Origin of the sequence: Phocaeicola vulgatus ATCC 8482, from assembly GCF_000012825.1 — a bacterium.
In the GTDB taxonomy this organism is placed as follows: Bacteria; Bacteroidota; Bacteroidia; order Bacteroidales; family Bacteroidaceae; genus Phocaeicola; species Phocaeicola vulgatus.
In genome coordinates this window covers 1,811,473-1,830,749 of record NC_009614.1, presented here as the reverse complement: position 1 = coordinate 1,830,749, position 19,277 = coordinate 1,811,473, and the positions used below count along the sequence as shown (strand labels likewise).

Here is a 19,277-nt window from a genome sequence, read left to right as displayed (position 1 = left end):
TCTTCGCTTTATTTTCAACCAAGTAGAATGAAATGTAAAGAAGTTATCCCATCCTCCTATATATTCTTCAAATTAGAAAGGAATCTCTAATTGGGGATCTGTTCCCAACAAATTAAAAGTCATCCGATGATATGGCGTTGTTCCATGTTCACGGATAGCCGCACGATGCTTTTTAGTAGGATAACCTTTATTACTATTCCAATCATAAAAAGGATATTCTTTATGCAGTTCATTCATATAATCATCACGATAGGTTTTCGCCAGAATAGATGCAGCGGCAATAGAAAGATATTTTCCATCTCCTTTTACCACAGTAGTATGCGGCAAATCCTGATACTTTTTAAAACGATTCCCATCAATCAACAAATGTTGGGGACGAATTTTCAATTGATCCACAGCACGATGCATTGCCAGAAAAGACGCATTAAGGATATTTATCTCGTCTATCTCTTCAGGAGTCACTACACCTACAGCCCATGCCAATGCTTCTCTTTCCACAATCTCTCGCAGCGCATAACGCTGATGCTCCGTCAGTTGCTTGGAATCATTCAGCAATTCATTCTTAAAATCTACAGGTAAAATAACAGCTGCTGCATATACAGATCCTGCCAGACATCCCCTGCCCGCCTCATCACAACCGGCCTCTATCAGATCTTTATTCAAATAAGGTAATAACATAGCTCATCTTTATTGTTGCTTGCAAAGATATTCTTTTAAAAGAGAAACAAGAGTGTCTTTTTACAAAGAAAATCACTATTTTTGCAAAAATACGCTTGATTATGAAAAACAACCTACTTGTATATATTCTCCTTTGCCTGCTGAATCTCTCATGGGCTAATGCCCGTAATAAACAACAAGAAGCCGAGGCACTGATTAAAAAGTCGGTTGAAGCCTTATACAATAATCCGAAGCAGGCCAGTTACTATGCTGCCAAGGTTATTGAATTGTTTCCTGAAGAAAGGCAAAATGATCAAAAAGCCGAAGCAATGTTCTATTACAGTCAGGCAGAAAAGCTATTAGGCAATTTTGATGTGAGCATCAAAAATCTATATGACGCATTGGAGTATGCAACTCCTGCCAATAAAGAGCTGAATGGACAAATTTACGCACTGATAGGAGCACTCTATTGTAAACTGACCGACTATAACAAAGCGATCGAAATGAATGAGAAAGCCATCTCAATTTTTAAATCCATCGGAGATTCCATTTCTATCGCACTATGCTACAATGATCGTGGCATCATCCATTATTCCATGAATGAGTTCAACACAGCTGAACAATTCCTCAAACAAGCCCTTATAATAAACCGCAGTCAGAAAAATTTAAGAGGGATATCCGCCAATTTGAATAATCTATGTTTATATGAGGGTGATTTTAATGAAAAGCTAAGTTTAATTAATGAGGCCATTGTCATCAACAAGAACTTGAATTCTCAATGGTCATTAGGGGAAAACTATAACAATATGGGAAAACAATACTTCTATGCAAAACAATATAACAATGCCTTGATGGCTTTACAAAGAGCATACGAGGTCGCTTCTTCCATCAGTGCCAAAGAACTGATTTGTGATAATTACGAATATTTATCTTGGGTATACGATGCCCTTGGAGACCATAAAAACGCTTATAAATGCCTGATACAACTATATACCCTTAGCAAAGAATTGCAAAGTGGAAGTAAATTACGCATCGTAGAACAGGAAATTTCCCATAAACAATATCAAAACCAACAAAGGAAAGCAGAACTAAGAGAGCAAGCTTATGAAATAGAACTGCTGAAACGGAACCTGTTTGTACTAGTAATCATATTCATCTCATTGATAGTACTCAGTATATTTCTATACCAATGGTATAAACGCAAAAAGAATATGCAGTTAATGGTTACCCGCTATAATCTGGAGCAATCGGAACACGAATTGGCAGAACTTAAAGTACGACAGCAAGAACTCGAATTAAAATCTGTACAAAGCGCATTATACAACAGTCGCCAGGAAGCTACCAGTTTTGCTGTATTCCTGCATAGCCGCAATGAAATGCTGGAGAAAATCAGAGAAATGATAAAGCAAGGATATAAGATGGACCAACAGGCATTGATTCCTCATCTGAAGAAAGTCAATGCTTTCATCAGCCAATATCAGAATGGAGATAAGACGAACAGCACCTTGCTGATGAATGTTGAAGAAAAGAACCAGGAGTTCCTTCAACGGCTATCCGAACGGCATCCCAATTTAACACAAGGAGAAAGATATCTAGCTACTTTATTACGGGTAAATCTATCTACCAAAGAAATCTCGATGCTCACAGGAAATGTTCCCAAAACAATCAACATGAATCGATATCGTTTACGTAAATCTCTAAACTTATCTTCGGAGGATGACTTGACAGACTATCTACAAAATATTTAAAGAACCTATATTTTTACAGTTTTTATCAAACAGCATTTTGTAGATATTATCTCTTTATATAGATCACTATATATCAATATATTACATTTATATTTGTAGATTAAAAAAGAGAGTTTTTTTATTCATTGTAGTTCATTTGTAGGGTATAATAATTAGGAATTTGCACATACAACCTATTACTTAGCGATGTGAAAAACAATTATTAACCTTAAAATTTATTCACATGAGTAAAAAGAATTATTTCAAGGAAAGAATCATGCTATTGATTCTACTCTTTGCTTTTATGACTCCTTTCGGTACATTAGCACAGACGATTCAACTGACTGGTCTGGTTACCGATGCTGCCAACGAACCTATTATTGGCGCCAGTGTAGTAGAGAAAGGTACAACCAACGGGGTCATCACAGACTTTGACGGTAACTTTGCATTAAGCGTATCCCCCAAAGCCACTATTATTATTTCTTATGTGGGCTATGCAACACAAGAAGTCCCTGTAAACGGAAAGACCAACATCCGGGTGACTTTGAAAGAAGATACTGAGATGCTGGATGAAGTTGTAGTAGTGGGCTATGGGACCATGAAGAAAAGTGATATGACCGGTGCTATTTCCTCAGTAGATGTAGACGATTTGGTAAAGCGCACCACAACCAACCCTGCAGAAGCATTGCAAGGTAAGATTGCAGGTGTAAACATTATGAAGGCTGGTGGTAATGCCGGTGCAGGTGTGCAGGTTAAAATCCGTGGTGTCAAAACGTTTGGTGACAATCAACCTCTTTATATCATTGATGGTTTTCCCGGTGATATTGAAAATGTGAATCCGCAAGATATTCAGTCAATGGAAGTACTGAAAGATGGTGCAGCCGCTGCCATCTATGGTTCGGTTGCTGCAAATGGTGTCATTATCGTAACTACCAAAAACGGTAAAAAGGGTGACATGAAAATTGATTTCAGCACTTATGTAAGCTTTACAAGCGTAGCCAAAAAGCTGGAACTGCTAAATGCCGAAGAATACAAAAGTGTTCATAAACAAATGTATCAGAACTACATGAACCAGTATCCAGATGATACAGAGGTTACTATGCCCGCATTTGTAAATAAAAACACAGGAATAGATACAGACTGGCAGGATGCCATGCTAAGAGGTGGTGTTTCACAAAACTATATGTTCAGTATCCGTGGCGGTTCTGAAAATGCTCAATATTCACTTTCATATAACCATGCTGACGAAAAAGGTATTTTCTTAGGTAACAATTACCGTCAAGATAATGCACGTTTGAAACTCCACATGAGCAAATATATATTTGATATTGATGCTAACATCGCTTTCAAATTTACGGATAGCAAACAACCCGAATATTCCATTAAAGAAATGTACATGATTTCTCCGCTTGTTCCTATCTATGATGATACAAGAGAGTATGGCTTCGGCTTAAGTGACTTTGACGATCTGCCCAGTAACCGTAATGTTATGGCTGACCAGCATTATGAAAAATCTACAGACAAAAAATATCATACCACAGCCAATGTTGCCTTGACCATGAACTTCACCCCATGGCTGAATTTCAAGACAAGCTATGCATACAGAGGTGAGCACCAACGTCAGACTTATCATACTCCGGCCTATGTTGCCGACCCAAAAGCCAAACGTGACTATCCTTATCATAGCGAAACCACAGGATACTGGGAGGAACATGTATGGGAAAATGTATTAAGTTTTAATAAGACATTTGGAAAACACAACGTCAATGCAATGGCAGGTACTTCCATGACTGCCCGCAAATATACATGGAATTCTGTTGGGGTAGAAGGTAAAACCACTGTTTATAAAGTAGAAGACGGAAAATTGGTAACCAGTGAAATTCCGGGCGGATTTCTTGATCCATCTTTCTCAACTGTAGGTGCAGGAGCAGGTGGCACATTTGATGGTAGCGGAACAAAATGGAAATATAACCGCGCCTCTTTCTTCGGCCGACTGAACTATAATTATAATGACCGCTACCTGGTACAGGCAACTGTACGTTATGACGGTTCATCCAAGTTTGGTAAAGACAACCGTTGGGGTTGCTTCCCATCAGTGGCATTAGGCTGGAGAATCAGTCAGGAAGAATTCTTCCCGAAAGACATTGCATTGAATAATTTGAAGTTCCGTGTCAGTTGGGGACGTTTGGGTAATGAAAATGCTTTGGGATATTATGACTTCCTTGCGCTGATTAGTACATACAATGAAATGTATCAAGGATACGTGAAAGGCAACGGTGATAACGCATGGGCAGGAAGCATCGCTCGCGGATTGGAAAACCGTTCTTTGAAATGGGAAACAACGGATACCAAAAATATTGGTTTCGATTTCGGCTTCTTTAACAGCAAATTAACCGGTACATTAAACTACTACTATAACCAAACAGAAGATCTGTTGATAACAAAAGTTCTACCTCCTTCAGCAGGTATGACTAACCCCACCCTGAATGTCGGAAAGATACGCAATACCGGTTTCGAACTTGAATTAAACTGGGGAGATGCTATAAAAGACTTTGATTACAATATCGGTTTCAATATGAGTACCACCAAAAATAAAGTGGTTGAATTGTCAGATGCAGACCAAGTTCTTCAAGGTGAAGGATTGAAATATGGAACGGAGCATTTCCCGACAGAAACCAGAGTGGGCAAACCTATCGGTGCATTCTATCTTTATAGAACAGACGGTATCTTCCAAAGTATGGATGAAGTAAATGCCCATGTAAACAAGGATGGACAATTATTACAGCCTAATGCCCAACCGGGTGATATCCGTTTTAAAGATTTAGATGGTAATGGAAGCATAGACGCCGGTGACAAAGAATACTGTGGCTCAGGTATCCCGACATTGGAAGCGAACTTAAATCTGTCATTCGGCTATAAAGGATTTGACCTTTCAATCGTACTTGGCAGCGCATGGAACTTCAAATTGTATAACGGAAACAAATATTTCTATGAAGGTATGAACTCTAAATCAAATATGCTGAAGTCTACATTGAATGCATGGACTCCTGACAATAGAAATACGGATGTTCCCCGCGCAGTATATCAAGATCCGAACGGCAACATGAAAGAATCAGACAGATTCCTTGAAAACGGTGATTTTGTCCGTCTGCGTCAGGCACAGTTAGGTTATACTTTGCCCAAATCACTCATGCAGAAATTCTATATTGAGAAACTGCGTTTCTATGTAAGTGGTGAAAACTTGTTCACTATCACAGGCTATGATGGTATAGATCCTGAATTCTCTCGTGCCAGTGTGTTGAATACCGGTGTTGATAAATTGATTTATCCGTTTACCCGTTCATTCACCGTTGGAGCTCAACTTACATTCTAATCCTTTAAAGTAATAAGAAAATGAAGAAACTATTATACATAGCAAGTATCTGCATTGCAAGTTTATTTAGCGCTTGTGACGATTATCTCACGGTAGAATCTCCTGACCAGTTGACATCAAGCAGTTTTTGGCGTAACCAGTCTGATGCTGAAGCCGGACTTGCCGCCGCATACTCCCAACTTTACCTGATGACTTATTCGGGTGACATGTGGTCTTTCCCGGAAATCAAATGGCCGGTAGAAGCCTATCGTGAAGATATTATCCAATTAGGAAGCGATGCTCTGAATTACCCGAACTGGGTGGAATTAGGCAACTATACCTACACCAATGGTAACTCTCAGTTCAGTTATTACTGGCAATGCTACTATAAAGGCATCAGTTTTGCTAATCAGGTAATTGAAAAAACCGCAGAAATACCCGATGAGAATATAGACGCAGCAACACGCGAACAATTGGTCAATGAAGGCTACTTTATCCGCGCTTATTACCACATGCAACTTTTATTGAACTGGAAAGAAATCATAGTTCGTGATAAATATATCACTGACCCGGCTGAATTAAGCAAGCCCCTTTCTTCCCGTGAGGATGCATGGAATTTCATCATTGAAGACTTGAAACGTGCAACCAGTCTGCCTGCAACACGTGACGCTGATAATGTAGGCCGTGCCACAAGCGGTTCTGCTTATGCATATCTTGGTTTCGCCTATCTGACACGCGCCTATGAAGAGGCAACCAACAAAGACTCTTATCTGGCCAGTGCTATAGAAGCATTCAACCAAGTAAAAGGATATGAACTGGTTAATAATTTCAGCACTATGTTCAGCGGGGATAATAAGAACAGTAAAGAATCGATTTTTGAAATTCAATTCTCTATGAGTTCTGCAAACGGAGCTACTTATCGTACTCAGTTCCATCGATGGATCGGTGTTTCCGAACTTGGGGGATGGGATGAGATTCTTCCCAGTCAAACATTGATTAGTGAATTCAAAAAAGAAGGGGAAACGGCTACTACAGGACGTTATGACTCGCGTATGTATGCAACATTATTTTTTAATTGTGACTATTATAACGATGGTAACGGACGTGTCTATGGCTACGACTATAATGACTGGTTCGACAACAAAGAACGCGTAGCCTTCCGTAAATTCATGCCTTCGACCTATGAAGGTTTAAACCAAAACTATTCTGCGATCAATGTTCCTTTGATGCGTTATGCCAACGTACTGTTAATGAAAGCCGAAGCATTGAATGAACAGGGACATCCCGAACAAGCTATTCCTTTAATCAATGAAGTAAGAAGCGTTCACGGGGATATGCCACCCATGACAGGTACTTCTCAAGAAGCAGTCCGCGCGCAAATTGAACACGAGCGCATGATTGAATTCCCTCTTGAGAACTATCGTTGGTATGATCTCCGCCGTTGGGGCAAACTGTCCTCAGCCCTGCAAGCTGCCGGAAGAACAGGCTTCAATGAAGACAAAAACTCATTCTACCCCACTCCTCTTACAGAGCTGAATGCTAATGATGCCTTAAAATAAGTATTTTCTTTTTTGGTTAGATATAATTAGGCAACAAGGCGGTTTTCGCTACAGTGATACCGCCTTGTAATCTAAAAATGAAGTATCTTTGCCTATAAATAAAACGACATAGATATGTTTACAATTATTGGATTAATGCTCACGGGAATGCTCCTCGGCTTCCTGCTTCGCAAGCAGAAGCTTTCAGGAATACACAAAGTCATCACCGTTCTTATTTGGTTGCTACTCTTTTTATTGGGTATAGATGTAGGCGGCAATCAGAAAATTATCAATGGTCTGCACACTATAGGGTTGGAAGCCATTGTCATCACCTTGGCAGCAGTGCTGGGCAGTGTTACAGCAGCATGGGCTTTATGGTATGTACTTTACAAAAGAAATAAGGAGGGACAAGTATGAAAGGAAGTTTGATTATCGTCGGATTCTTTGTACTGGGAGCTCTTTGTGGGGTATATCACCTTATTCCATACGACTTTACACAAAGTAAGCTAAGTTTCTACGCCTTGTGTGCGTTAATGTTCAGTGTAGGAGTCAGTGTAGGTAATGATCCGCAGACTTTACGTAATTTCCGTTCATTAAATCCCCGCCTGATCTTTCTACCGGTCATGACCATATTGGGAACACTGGCAGGATGCGCAGTGGTCAGTCTGTTTCTCTCGCACCGCTCAGTAACAGACTGTATGGCAGTAGGTGCCGGTTTCGGCTATTACTCTCTATCCAGTATCTTTATTACAGAATATAAAGGTCCGGAGTTGGGAACCATTGCATTATTATCCAATATCACACGTGAGATTATCACTTTGCTTTTTGCCCCGTTGCTAGTACGCTGGTTTGGCAATCTGGCCCCTATTTCTGCCGGAGGAGCCACTACGATGGATACAACATTACCCATCATCACCCGCTATTCCGGTCAAAGCTTCGTAGTAGTTTCTATATTTCACGGCTTTGTAGTAGACTTCAGCGTACCTTTTCTTGTGACTCTTTTCTGTTCTATTTAAAATAACAATAACCATGAAACACTCTCTTCATACTGTTCTTACACTGTTGTTTGTTTGTGCTTCCGCCTGGGGTGAAAATGTCCCCTGGCAGAATCCACAAATAAATGAAATAAACCGTGAACCTGCCCATGCCCATTTCATTCCTTATACGAATGAGGCCAATGCACTGAAACAACAGGCTTTACCTGCCGCCCAGCGTTTTGCAGTAAACCCTGCTACAGAACGCCGCATTTCATTAGACGGAACCTGGAAGTTCTTATTCTCTAAAAACAATGAGGAATGCCCGACAGATTTTTATAAAATGGGGTATAACACCAAACGCTGGAAAGACATACAGGTTCCGGGAAGCTGGGAACTGCAAGGATTTGACTCCCCCATCTATACTGACGTAGCTTACCCCTTCCCTGCCAATCCGCCTCATGTTCCAAACGATTACAATCCGGTAGGAGCATACGTACGTGAATTTACCGTACCGGCCCATTGGAAAGGAATGGATATCTTCCTTGATTTTGAAGGAGTTGAGTCCGCTTTTTATTGCTGGGTAAACGGTGAATTGGCAGGATACAGTGAAGACAGCCGTCTTCCGGCTCATTTCAATATTACTCCGTTCTTAAAAGCCGGGAAGAACAAACTGGCCGTTAAAGTTTTCCGTTATAGTGACGGTTCCTACCTGGAGGATCAGGATTACTGGAAATATAGCGGTATTGAACGCGATGTATATCTCTATGCCCGTCCTCAAAGCCGTGTACAAGACTTCAAACTGGTAGCCGGTCTGACAAATGGTTATAAAGACGGAGATTTTAATCTGGATATCACACTCCACAAGCCTCATCCGGGAGGAACCGTGGAAGTAAAGGTTATGGACAAAGGCAATGTAATTTACCAGCATAAAAAGGAAATAACTTCTGCTACAGATACTTTATTCGCTCAGAAACACTTGTTCCCGGCCATATTGCCTTGGAATGCCGAAACACCCAATCTTTATACATTGGTAGTCAACACCTACGATGCTCAAGGAAAAGCCTTGGAATCATTCACACAGCCTTTCGGTTTCCGTTCTGTGGAAATGCGTAACGGCATGCAACTGATAAATGGGGTAGCCGTATTGTTTAAAGGAGTAAACCGCCATGAACACGATCCGCATCATGGTCGTACCATCACCGTAGAGAGCATGATAAAAGACATTCAGTTGATGAAACAATTCAACCTGAATGCTGTACGCACTTGCCATTACCCCAACCGCTATGAATGGTATGCATTGTGTAACGAATACGGTTTGTATCTGGTAGATGAAGCAAACATTGAAAGCCATGGTATGCAGGCGCATAAAGATGGCACACTGGCTAATAATCCCGATTGGGAAGTACCGTTTATGCAACGCATGAGCCGCATGGTGCTGAGGGACCGCAATATCACTGCCATTGTCACTTGGTCAATGGGAAATGAGTCCGGCTACGGAAAACACTTTGAAACGTTATATGACTGGACCAAGAAGTTCGATCCTACCCGCCCTGTACAATATGAAGGAGGTGGTTATGATGCCAAATCTGACATTTATTGTCCGATGTATGCACGTGTCTGGGCGCTCCGCCGCCATGTAAACCAACGCGACGCACGCCCGATGATTCTATGTGAATATGCCCACGCCATGGGTAACAGTGTAGGTAACCTGCAAGACTATTGGGATTTGATTTATAAATATGACCAGTTGCAAGGTGGTTTCATATGGGACTGGGTAGACGCTACTTTTGATATCAAAGACAAGAACGGAAACAAGATTTGGGCTTACGGAGGCGATATGGGCTTCGTGGGTGTTCCTAATGACTCCAACTTCTGTGCCAACGGATTGGTAGCTGCCGACCGTTCACTTCATCCGCACATCTGGGAAGTGAAAAAAGTATATCAATATATTCATTTTGAGCCGGTTGCCTTTACCACCAAGCAAATTAAAGTGACTAACTGGCATGATTTTATCGGTTTGGAGGATTACAAACTACACTGGACTGTAGAAACAGACGGAAAAGCTGTACAAAGCGGTGAAATGGATTTCCCGGTTATGACCGCCCGTTCTTCTGCCTTCATCACTATCCCGATGAACTTGATTCCTAACGATGGAAAAGAATACTTCCTGAAATTGGAAGCATTTACCAAAAAGGAAGCCCCATTAGTTCCGAAGGGACATCAGGTAGCCATGGAGCAATGGCAACTGAATCCGGAAGGAGAACGGCTGCTGAATGCTACATGGACTGCCCGGGAACTAGTAGACAAAACTGTAAATACCGAACGTACTCCGGATGCCATTACCTTGACAGGAGAGAACTTCCGTATCGCATTCTCTACTGCTGATGGTGAAATGACAGAACTCTTATATAACGGGAAAAATCTGATAAAAGAAGGATTGCAACCCAATTTCTGGCGTGCATTGACCGACAATGATGTTGCCAACAACCACCTGGAGCGTTGCGGCATCTGGAAATTTGCAGGCAAGAACGCCCAATTGCAAAGCATCGACCTGAAAGAAGATTCAAACAAACAACTGGCAACCGTTACTGTAAATTATAAACTGGAAGCACAAGAATCAACTTTGCAGACCGTCTATCAAGTACGACCCAATGGAGCAGTCAAAGTAAGTATGCACTTTGTACCCGGCAACAAATCCCTTCCTGAAATGCCACGTCTGGGTATGCGTATGATTCTTCCGGCAGAATACGATGTGATGACCTGGCTGGGCCGCGGACCACAAGAAAACTATGCAGACCGCAAGACGGGTTATCCTATCGGGCTCTATACCGCTACAGTATGGGAACAATTCCATCCGTATGTCCGTGCACAGGAAACCGGCAACAAAACCGATGTACGATGGGTTGCATTGCGTAATAAAGCAGGGGAAGGCCTGTTAATCACAGGTGAGGAACCGCTGAATGTCAGCGCATGGAATTTCCCGTTGGAGGATATTGACTATGTGGCATTCAATACCGAACGCCGTCATGGTGGAAGTATTATGAAGAAAGACATGATATGGTTAAACATCGACCACCGTCATATGGGGGTAGGTGGAGATAATACCTGGGGAGCGCAAGTACATCCGGAATATACCATCACTCCGCACGAATGGCAATACAGCTTTACCATGCAACCTTTGAGCAATCAAGACGATGCCGCTGAAAAAGCGCATAAGAAATGGTTTTAAAATAATAACGAAATGACATGAAATATAAATTTACCAAAATCATTCTTCTCACAGCAGTAGTAGCAGGTCTCACAACGGCCTGCACACCTGCCGGTGAGAACACCCCCACAGGCAAAAGATATGAATTCAATAACATACTGGATATAGCCTATACCCCCGATACACTGACACGTTGCGGGGGATGGTTTACAGACGCCGGTTCCTGGATGGGATTTACCCTTCCGCAGAAAGATCACTGGGTGAACGGTTTCTGCGGTCCGTTCAGTCTGGATATGAACCGACGCCAATGGATGGCGCAATCTGCTGTCACGGTAGGATATGCCGATCAGGCGAATGTTATATTTACTCCGGATTCCACTTGTTATTTCCCGGGAGAGTTATATCTTTCGGCCAGTTCAGAGGAAGGTAAAATCATTCAACGCTTGAATTTTTTAGATGCTTCTACCGCATTGCTCCGCATTCACTCCGATGCAGGAAAGGAACTCTCCTTAACTGCCAGCCAATGGGGAAAAGAGATACAAGTCCAAACAGACCAGAATACCGTCATCGCCCGTCATCCCTCCGGTGAGATTGTAGCATTAACTTTTACCCCGGATGTTAGCGTAAAGGGCACTGACAATAATTACCAGGCAAAAATCAATGGCAGCGAACACGACACCTACGTAGCCATTTCTTTCTATACCGAAGAAAAAGAACTTTCTGCCGGATTACAGAAAGCGCAATTGGCTCTAAGCAATCCGCAGGAAGGGCTCAAAGCCAACAAAGAACGCTGGGAAGGTTATCTCACCAAGATTCTGCGCAAAGATATGAAACCTGAGTATGACCGTATCGCCGTGAAAGCAGTTGTTACACTTATCAGTAACTGGCGTACCCACCGTGGCGGATTGCTCCACGAAGGAATTGTTCCGAGTCATGCCGCATACTACTTCGTAGGATTCTGGGCCTGGGACACTTGGCGTTTCTCTGCCGCCCTGGCAAAATTCGATCCAGAACTTGCCAAAGACAACATCCGCGCCATGTTTGACTATCAGCAACCGGACGGCATGATTATAGACTGCATCTACACCGATCCTGCCGAGAACAATGCACGCGACAGCAAACCTCCTCTCGTATCCTGGGCTGTAGACGAAATATTCACCCATACCAATGATACGGCATTCATCAGCGAAATGTATCCGCAATTGATGGCCTATTACAAATGGTGGTACAACAAGCGTGACCATAACCGCAACGGTATGTGTGAATACGGTTCCACCGATGGTACACTGGAAGCGGCAGCATGGGAAAGCGGCATGGATAACGCCATCCGTTTCGATGATGCCAAGATGCTGAAAAATGACGGTGCGGAGGATGCATGGAGCATGGATCAGGAAAGTGTTGACCTGAATGCCTATCTGGCTTTGGAATGCAAGTTATTGAAAAAGTTCGCCGGTATTTTGGGAGTAACTTTCGATGGTCCGGATTACAGCAGCCAGGTAGCCGATTATTTCTTCGACAAAGAAAAAGGTTTCTTCTTCGATCGCCGCTTAAAAGACGGAAGCTTCATACAGGAACCGGGATGCGAAGCATACACCCCCTTATGGACAAAAGTTGCCACGGCCGATCAGGTAAAAGCCATGCTGCCCCTGCTGACCGATACAGCCAAGTTTTCTACATACATTCCCTTCCCCACAGTGGCAGCAGACCATCCGAAGTACAATCCGCGCGGCTACTGGCGCGGTCCTATCTGGTTGGACCAGACTTACTTCGCTATCCGCGGCCTGCGCAATTATGGATATAACAAGATGGCGGATGAATACACCCTCCAGGTATTCGACCGTCTGCAAGGCTTGAAAGAAGGCGCACCGATACATGAAAATTATGGCACACACACCGGTGAATTGTTAAAAGCTCCCCATTTCAGTTGGAGTTCGTCACATTTGCTGATGTTATACGATGATTACGGCAAATAAACTCTCTCTTTTTACCTTAATATAAATAATACAATACCAAGGAGGGCTGCACTCGTGATGAATGCGGCCCCTTGCTTTTACAGCCATCAAAACTTATGAAAAATAGATTCAGTGAATATTTATTCCTAACTTTGCGACATTAAATAACAATAACCATAATGATTAGAAAAATTAAAGTTACAGATTATCCACGCTTGATGGAAATTTGGGAAAGTGCTGTATTGAGTACGCATGATTTTCTTAAAGAGGAAGATTTTATATATTACAAGGGACAACTTCCGGTATATTTCCAGTATGTCAATCTATTCGGATTTGAACAAGAAGGAACCTTAATCGGGTTTATGGGAATTGCAGAAGGAAATCTCGAAATGCTATTTATTGACAACAATTATCGAGGCACAGGAGTAGGGAAAAAATTAATTACTTATGCCATCGATAATTTACAAGTAACAAAAGTCGATGTGAATGAGCAGAATATTCAAGCTGTCGGCTTTTATAAACATATAGGATTTAACATATATAAAAGGTCAGATTTGGATGGAGAAGGTAAAGCATATCCTATTTTACACATGCAATTGTAACACCCGAATAAAATTCACCGTAATGAAAGAACCTCAAAATGGCAAAGTTTAAGGTAACAACAGCCAACGGTTTCAACCGGGAATTTACTTAAACCCTCATCTATCATATATCATGTTACAGGTGTAAGATTATATATCTTCCGGCTGCAACATGATATATCCTTCAGCCTATACATCCGTATGTGTTCACACTTCACAACAGGAAACTTCAAAACATCTGCCCCTTTTTTAAAAACAACAGGACATATTAAAAAAACATCAAGAGCTTTTATTAATACGTCCCGTTGTTTCTCCTGTTTCTTTATATACACATAGCAAAACACTTATTTTTCCTTCAGAAGTTTCAGCCTCTCCGCAAACGCTTTGTTCATCGGCATTCCGGCTGAAGAATTGATACCTCGAAATCTTTCAGACTGAAAAAAAATCCTTCAGCGTGCCCAATGGCCGGAAGGTGAAAAGCACGCAGGTACATAGGGAAAACTCCGAAGATGCCGGAAAGTACACAGCCATAGCTGAAAAAACGTATATGCCGGCTGAAAGAATAAATACCCGGCTGAAGAATTTTAAAAGCCAATCCTTCAGCCGGAAAGCCCATGAACAGGGAGTTTGCGGAGAGGCTGAAACTTCTGAAGGATTTTTGGAGCAATTCTTCGGGAGGGGCATATTTTCTACCGGAAGAGGAATATGCCCACAGAAAAGAACATAAAAAGACGCAAGAAACCGGGATGCCTGATATCTTGTTACAAGATGCGGCAAATCTTGTGAGAAGTTTCTCCCAATCTTGTGGGAAGTTCCGCTGATTCTTGTTATACAAAAAAAGAAGGTGTGTCAAAATGCACACCTTCTGTTTTTTACGCACAAAGCCCCGACTTTCACAAGCTGGGGCTTTGTTATTACCTAAAGATTTTGTATCTTTAGGTAATAAGAATTTCACTATGACAAAGATACATTTTCGTTCTTACAATCCCAACCAAACCGTTCTTTTTCCTCAAAGAATTGATGAGGATATTGCAGAAAACGATCCGGTGCGCATGGTTGACGCCCTGGTTGAGGGCTTGAATCTTGAAAGTTTCAGAAAGCTGTATAAGGAATGCGGGCGCAGCCCTTACCACCCCAGGATGATGCTCAAGGTCATTCTGTATGCCTATATGAACAACATCTACTCCTGCCGGAAAATTGAAAAGCTCCTTCACCGTGACATCCATTATATCTGGCTGGCCGGATATGAGAAACCGGATTTCATCACCATCAACCGTTTCCGCAACCGGGTGAAGAATGAAATCAACGAGGTGTTTACCCAAACCGTACTCCTTCTCTCTTCCAAAGGCTTCATCAGCTTGAATGTGGAATACATTGACGGGACAAAGATTGAGTCCAAAGCCAATAAGTATACTTTCGTCTGGCGGAAAACGGTTGAGCGGAACCGTGAACGCCTGATGAAGAAAATACATATCCTGCTAGGGCAGATAGACAATGTCATCGCCCAGGAGAACTCATCGGAAAGCAATGAGGAGATTGAGTTCACTCCGGCCATGCTGACTGAAATGGCAGGAGAATTGCGTCAAGCACTCGAACAGGTTCCTGAACCCTCCACGAAAGAGGAAAAGACTGCGTTGAAAAAGAAACGCAAACAGCTGAAGGAGTTGGAAGAGCACAGGGACAAGCTACAGGAATACGACAACCGTCTGGACACGCTGCAGGACAGGAATTCCTATTCCAAAACGGACAATGACGCTACTTTCATGAGAATGAAGGAGGATGCCATGCGCAACGGACAGACGAAGCCCGGTTACAACCTTCAAATCGGCACCGAAAATCAGTTCATCACCGATTTTGCACTCTTCCCGAACCCTACGGATACACTGACCCTGATTCCTTTCCTGCAATCTTTTTCAAACAGGTATGACCGGATGGCCCATACGGTGGTTGCTGATTCCGGCTATGGCTCCGAAGAGAATTACCGCTTCATGTCCGAAAACGGCATGGAAGCCTACGTAAAGTACAACTACTTCCACATGGAGCAGCGGCCGAGATTCAAACCGGACCCGTTCAAGGCCGAAAACTTCTACTACAATGAAGAACATGACTTCTGCATCTGCCCTATGGGGCAAAGGATGCGGAGGATAGGCACCAGGAATGTGAAAACCGCATCCGGATATGTCAACGAAAATGCACGGTACAGAGCTGTCAGGTGTGAAGGCTGTCCCCTGCGATGCCGCTGTTTTAAAGCAAAAGGAAACAGGACGATAGAACTGAATCATAGGCTTAGACAATACAAGCGGAGAGCCAAAGAACTGCTCTGCTCTGAGAAAGGACTGAAACACAGAGGGCAGAGATGCATAGAACCGGAAGCCGTGTTCGGACAAATTAAAAACAATATGAACTACAAACGTTTCCGACATTTTGGAAAGGACAAGGTCTTCATGGACTTTGCCTTCCTAGCCATTGCCTTCAATATAAAAAAGATGTGTGCAAAACTGACAAAAAAGGGTATGAACTGGCTGATTAGACTGTTTTATGAGCTTACAACTGCTGTTTTTAGATGCTGGGAACACATAAATCAAAGAAATCTTCAAAAGATCGCAGCTTAAAGAAAGTGAACAGATTTGTATAGTGATGAACAAAAAAAGAGGTGCATCGTGCATTACGACACACCTCCGACTTATTTCGTTTGGAGAAATCAAAACATCCTGCTGACGCGCTCAATGCCGGCAGCCAGCATATCTATCTCCTCCTTGGTATTATACAAACCGAAAGAAGCACGCACGGTTCCTTCAATCCCCATACGAATCATCAAAGGCTGAGCACAATGATGCCCGGTACGTACGGCAATGCCCAGACGGTCAAGCAACGTACCCATATCCAAATGATGAATATTTCCTACCAAGAAAGAAATGACACTGCTCTTATGCTCAGCCTCTCCGAAGATACGCATTCCGTTTATTTCTTTCAGACGCTGCATGGCATATAGGGTCAGTTCATGCTCATGGGCGGCAATGTTCTCCATACCAATGGCAGATACATAATCCAACGCTTTTGCCAAGGCGGTAGTGCCGATATAATCGGGAGTTCCCGCTTCAAACTTAAACGGCAATTCATTAAAAGTCGTTTTCTCGAAGCTGACACTTTGTATCATCTCGCCTCCCCCCTGGTAAGGTGGAAGCTTATCCAGCCACTCTTCCTTTCCATAAAGCACCCCCACACCGGTAGGACCATATATCTTATGTCCGCTGAAAGCAAAAAAGTCGGCATCCAAATCCTGAACATCCACTTTCATGTGAGGAACACTCTGCGCCCCGTCAATCAAAACGGGAACACCGTGTGCATGGGCAGTCGCAATCATCTCTTTCGCCGGATTGACAGTGCCCAACACATTACTTACATGAGCGAAACTCACCAGCTTGGTCCGTTCCGAAAAGAGTTTCTCATATTCATCCAACAACAGTTCTCCCCTGTCATTCATGGGAATCACTTTCAGCACGATTCCTTTACGCGCAGCCTGTAACTGCCAAGGTACAATATTGCTGTGATGCTCCATGACAGAAACAATCACTTCATCACCTTCCTTCATCTGACTGTCGGCAAAAGAAGAAGCCAACAGGTTGATACTCTCCGTCGTGCCCCGTGTAAACACGATTTCATTGCTACTGCGTGCATTGATAAAACGACGTACAGTCTCACGAGAAGCTTCATGCAACTCGGTAGCCTGCTGAGACAGGAAATGCACACCACGATGCACATTGGCATTGACCGAATAATATTCATCGGTTATGGCTTCAACCACTTGGCGCGGTTTCTGAGTGGTAGCCCCATTATCCAGATAAATAAGCGGCTTTCCATACACCTCCCGATCTAATATCGGAAAATCTTCTCTTATTTTTTGTATATCGTACATGGCGTCTTATTTACATATCGCACATCCCTGACATTTATTCAACTCACCACGGAAACGTTTTTCCACCAACAGATGCAAACGGTCTTTCAATGCATCCAGGCGGATCGTATCTATTACTTCATTGACAAAAGCAAACATAAGCAATAAACGTGCTTCCTTCAGACTGATACCACGCTGTTGCATATAGAACAACGCATTTTCATCCAGCTGACCGACAGTAGCTCCGTGAGAGCACTTTACGTCATCCGCATAAATTTCCAGTTGCGGCTGAGTGTACATATGGGCATCACGAGTAGCACAGAGGTTGCGGTTGGTTTGTTGGGAATTAGTATGTTGTGCTCCTTCACGTACCAATACTTTTCCGGCAAACGCACCTGTCGCCTGATCATCCAATACATATTTAAACAGCTCATTACTAGTGCAATCAGCAACCTTGTGGTCAATGAAAGTATGATTGTCCACCTGTTCATTCTTATCGGCAATGACCATACCACACAAATTGATCTCAGCTCCACGTCCGGCCAAAGTTACTTCAGTTGTATTACGCGTAGTACCGTTATGCAAAGTCATACCATTCAAAAGCACATTACTGTCTGCCTCCTGGTTCACATAGAGGTTACTGAAACGCACTGTGCTGGTATGGGTTTCTTCCAGTTCATAAAGATCGAAAGTAGCATTTTCTTTTGCAAAGACCTCAATAACCTGAGTAGAAAGGAAATTTACATTATCCATGGCATGATCACAAATCAACAGACGAGCCTGCGCACCTTCTTCCAGCACAACCAGCACACGGCGGTTCACCATAAAATTAACATCAGCACGCAATATGTTCACCAGTTGAATGGGTTTGTCCACCACCACGCCTTTCGGCACATACAGCATAAAGCCATCCTGGGCAAAAGTAGTATTGAAGGCGGTCACACCATCCTTGGAAGTATCTGCCAACTTGCCATAATACTGCTTGACCAAAGCCGGATATTGTTCAGACAGCTCTTTCAAGCTGCCAAGCAACACTCCTTCCGGCAATTGTGCCTTCGGCAAAGCCTTACGATAAAAAGCATCGTTTACTACAAAATAAAGAGCGGTACTCATATTAGGTACATCGCACTTGAACACTTCATACGGATTCACCGGAATGTCGAGTCTGTTCAAATTCAAACCATAATCCGGCTCGAACAACTTGCTCACATCCGTATATTTATACTTCTCCTGTTTGCGGGTAGGGAAACCTAATTTTTCGAAATCTGCGAAAGCTTGCGCACGGGGAGCGTTCAGCACCTCGGCACTATGCCGGCAAATCATCGCCTCACATTGAGAAAAGAGATCAATATATTGTTGTTCTGCTCTCATAATCACTTTCTTCTTTAGG

At 42.7% G+C, this 19,277-nt stretch carries 12 protein-coding genes; 9 read left to right on the top strand and 3 right to left on the bottom strand.

From position 1 onward, the window contains the following. Positions 1-72: 72 nt before the first annotated feature. Positions 73-678: a ribonuclease HII gene (locus BVU_RS06940; protein WP_005838886.1), complete on the bottom strand. Its 606-nt coding sequence runs from the start codon at positions 676-678 to the stop codon at positions 73-75. 101 nt (positions 679-779) lie between these two features. Here BVU_RS06940 and BVU_RS06935 point away from each other — a divergent pair, with 101 nt between their 5' ends. The 9 genes from BVU_RS06935 (at position 780) to BVU_RS06890 (ending at position 16,604) form a co-directional block, all read left to right on the top strand. Next, positions 780-2,405, top strand: a complete 1,626-nt coding sequence (locus tag BVU_RS06935) for a tetratricopeptide repeat protein (protein WP_008668520.1) — start codon at positions 780-782, stop codon at positions 2,403-2,405. A 223-nt stretch (positions 2,406-2,628) separates the two neighbouring features. Further along, positions 2,629-5,757, top strand: coding sequence for a SusC/RagA family TonB-linked outer membrane protein (locus BVU_RS06930; RefSeq protein WP_005838882.1), 3,129 nt, complete (start codon positions 2,629-2,631; stop codon positions 5,755-5,757). Positions 5,758-5,777: 20 nt separating this feature from the next. Then, positions 5,778-7,295, top strand: coding sequence for a RagB/SusD family nutrient uptake outer membrane protein (locus BVU_RS06925; RefSeq protein WP_005838880.1), 1,518 nt, complete (start codon positions 5,778-5,780; stop codon positions 7,293-7,295). 114 nt (positions 7,296-7,409) lie between these two features. Beyond that, positions 7,410-7,691, top strand: a complete 282-nt coding sequence (locus BVU_RS06920) for a LysO family transporter (protein ID WP_005838878.1) — start codon at positions 7,410-7,412, stop codon at positions 7,689-7,691. Next, entirely contained in the window at positions 7,688-8,290 is a 603-nt protein-coding gene (locus tag BVU_RS06915) for a lysine exporter LysO family protein (RefSeq protein ID WP_005838876.1), read from the top strand. Before BVU_RS06920 ends, BVU_RS06915 begins: the two co-directional genes overlap by 4 nt. A gap of 13 nt (positions 8,291-8,303) precedes the next feature. Then, the gene (locus tag BVU_RS06910) at positions 8,304-11,480 is read left to right on the top strand and encodes a glycoside hydrolase family 2 TIM barrel-domain containing protein (protein WP_011965157.1); all 3,177 of its coding nucleotides are present in this window, start codon (positions 8,304-8,306) and stop codon (positions 11,478-11,480) included. A 17-nt stretch (positions 11,481-11,497) separates the two neighbouring features. Continuing rightward, a complete protein-coding gene (locus BVU_RS06905) occupies positions 11,498-13,432 on the top strand; it encodes an MGH1-like glycoside hydrolase domain-containing protein (protein ID WP_011965156.1) in 1,935 nt (644 codons plus the stop codon). 158 nt (positions 13,433-13,590) lie between these two features. Then, positions 13,591-14,013 carry a GNAT family N-acetyltransferase gene (locus BVU_RS06900; protein WP_005849662.1) on the top strand — a complete coding sequence of 141 codons (423 nt, stop codon included), beginning with the start codon at positions 13,591-13,593 and terminating at the stop codon, positions 14,011-14,013. A 935-nt stretch (positions 14,014-14,948) separates the two neighbouring features. Beyond that, positions 14,949-16,604 (top strand): IS1182 family transposase, encoded by a 1,656-nt coding sequence (locus BVU_RS06890; protein WP_011965154.1) that lies wholly within the window; start codon positions 14,949-14,951, stop codon positions 16,602-16,604. An 89-nt stretch (positions 16,605-16,693) separates the two neighbouring features. Here BVU_RS06890 and BVU_RS06885 read toward each other — a convergent pair whose 3' ends face one another. Together BVU_RS06885 and sufD are read right to left on the bottom strand one after the other, a co-directional pair. Beyond that, positions 16,694-17,908, bottom strand: a complete 1,215-nt coding sequence (locus BVU_RS06885) for an aminotransferase class V-fold PLP-dependent enzyme (RefSeq protein WP_005838864.1) — start codon at positions 17,906-17,908, stop codon at positions 16,694-16,696. Between the two features lie 6 nt (positions 17,909-17,914). Next, entirely contained in the window at positions 17,915-19,258 is a 1,344-nt protein-coding gene (gene sufD / locus BVU_RS06880) for a Fe-S cluster assembly protein SufD (protein WP_005838862.1), read from the bottom strand. Between the last annotated feature and the right edge of the window lie 19 nt (positions 19,259-19,277).

What these genes read in the sequence shown, in the direction of transcription:
- BVU_RS06885 (WP_005838864.1), bottom strand. Translation starts at nt 17,908, where the DNA reads ATGTACGATATACAAAAAATAAGAGAAGATTTTCCGATATTAGATCGG.
- BVU_RS06905 (WP_011965156.1), top strand. Translation starts at nt 11,498, where the DNA reads ATGAAATATAAATTTACCAAAATCATTCTTCTCACAGCAGTAGTAGCA.
- BVU_RS06890 (WP_011965154.1), top strand. Translation starts at nt 14,949, where the DNA reads ATGACAAAGATACATTTTCGTTCTTACAATCCCAACCAAACCGTTCTT.
- BVU_RS06910 (WP_011965157.1), top strand. Translation starts at nt 8,304, where the DNA reads ATGAAACACTCTCTTCATACTGTTCTTACACTGTTGTTTGTTTGTGCT.
- BVU_RS06935 (WP_008668520.1), top strand. Translation starts at nt 780, where the DNA reads ATGAAAAACAACCTACTTGTATATATTCTCCTTTGCCTGCTGAATCTC.
- BVU_RS06940 (WP_005838886.1), bottom strand. Translation starts at nt 678, where the DNA reads ATGTTATTACCTTATTTGAATAAAGATCTGATAGAGGCCGGTTGTGAT.
- BVU_RS06915 (WP_005838876.1), top strand. Translation starts at nt 7,688, where the DNA reads ATGAAAGGAAGTTTGATTATCGTCGGATTCTTTGTACTGGGAGCTCTT.
- BVU_RS06920 (WP_005838878.1), top strand. Translation starts at nt 7,410, where the DNA reads ATGTTTACAATTATTGGATTAATGCTCACGGGAATGCTCCTCGGCTTC.
- BVU_RS06925 (WP_005838880.1), top strand. Translation starts at nt 5,778, where the DNA reads ATGAAGAAACTATTATACATAGCAAGTATCTGCATTGCAAGTTTATTT.
- sufD (WP_005838862.1), bottom strand. Translation starts at nt 19,258, where the DNA reads ATGAGAGCAGAACAACAATATATTGATCTCTTTTCTCAATGTGAGGCG.
- BVU_RS06900 (WP_005849662.1), top strand. Translation starts at nt 13,591, where the DNA reads ATGATTAGAAAAATTAAAGTTACAGATTATCCACGCTTGATGGAAATT.
- BVU_RS06930 (WP_005838882.1), top strand. Translation starts at nt 2,629, where the DNA reads ATGAGTAAAAAGAATTATTTCAAGGAAAGAATCATGCTATTGATTCTA.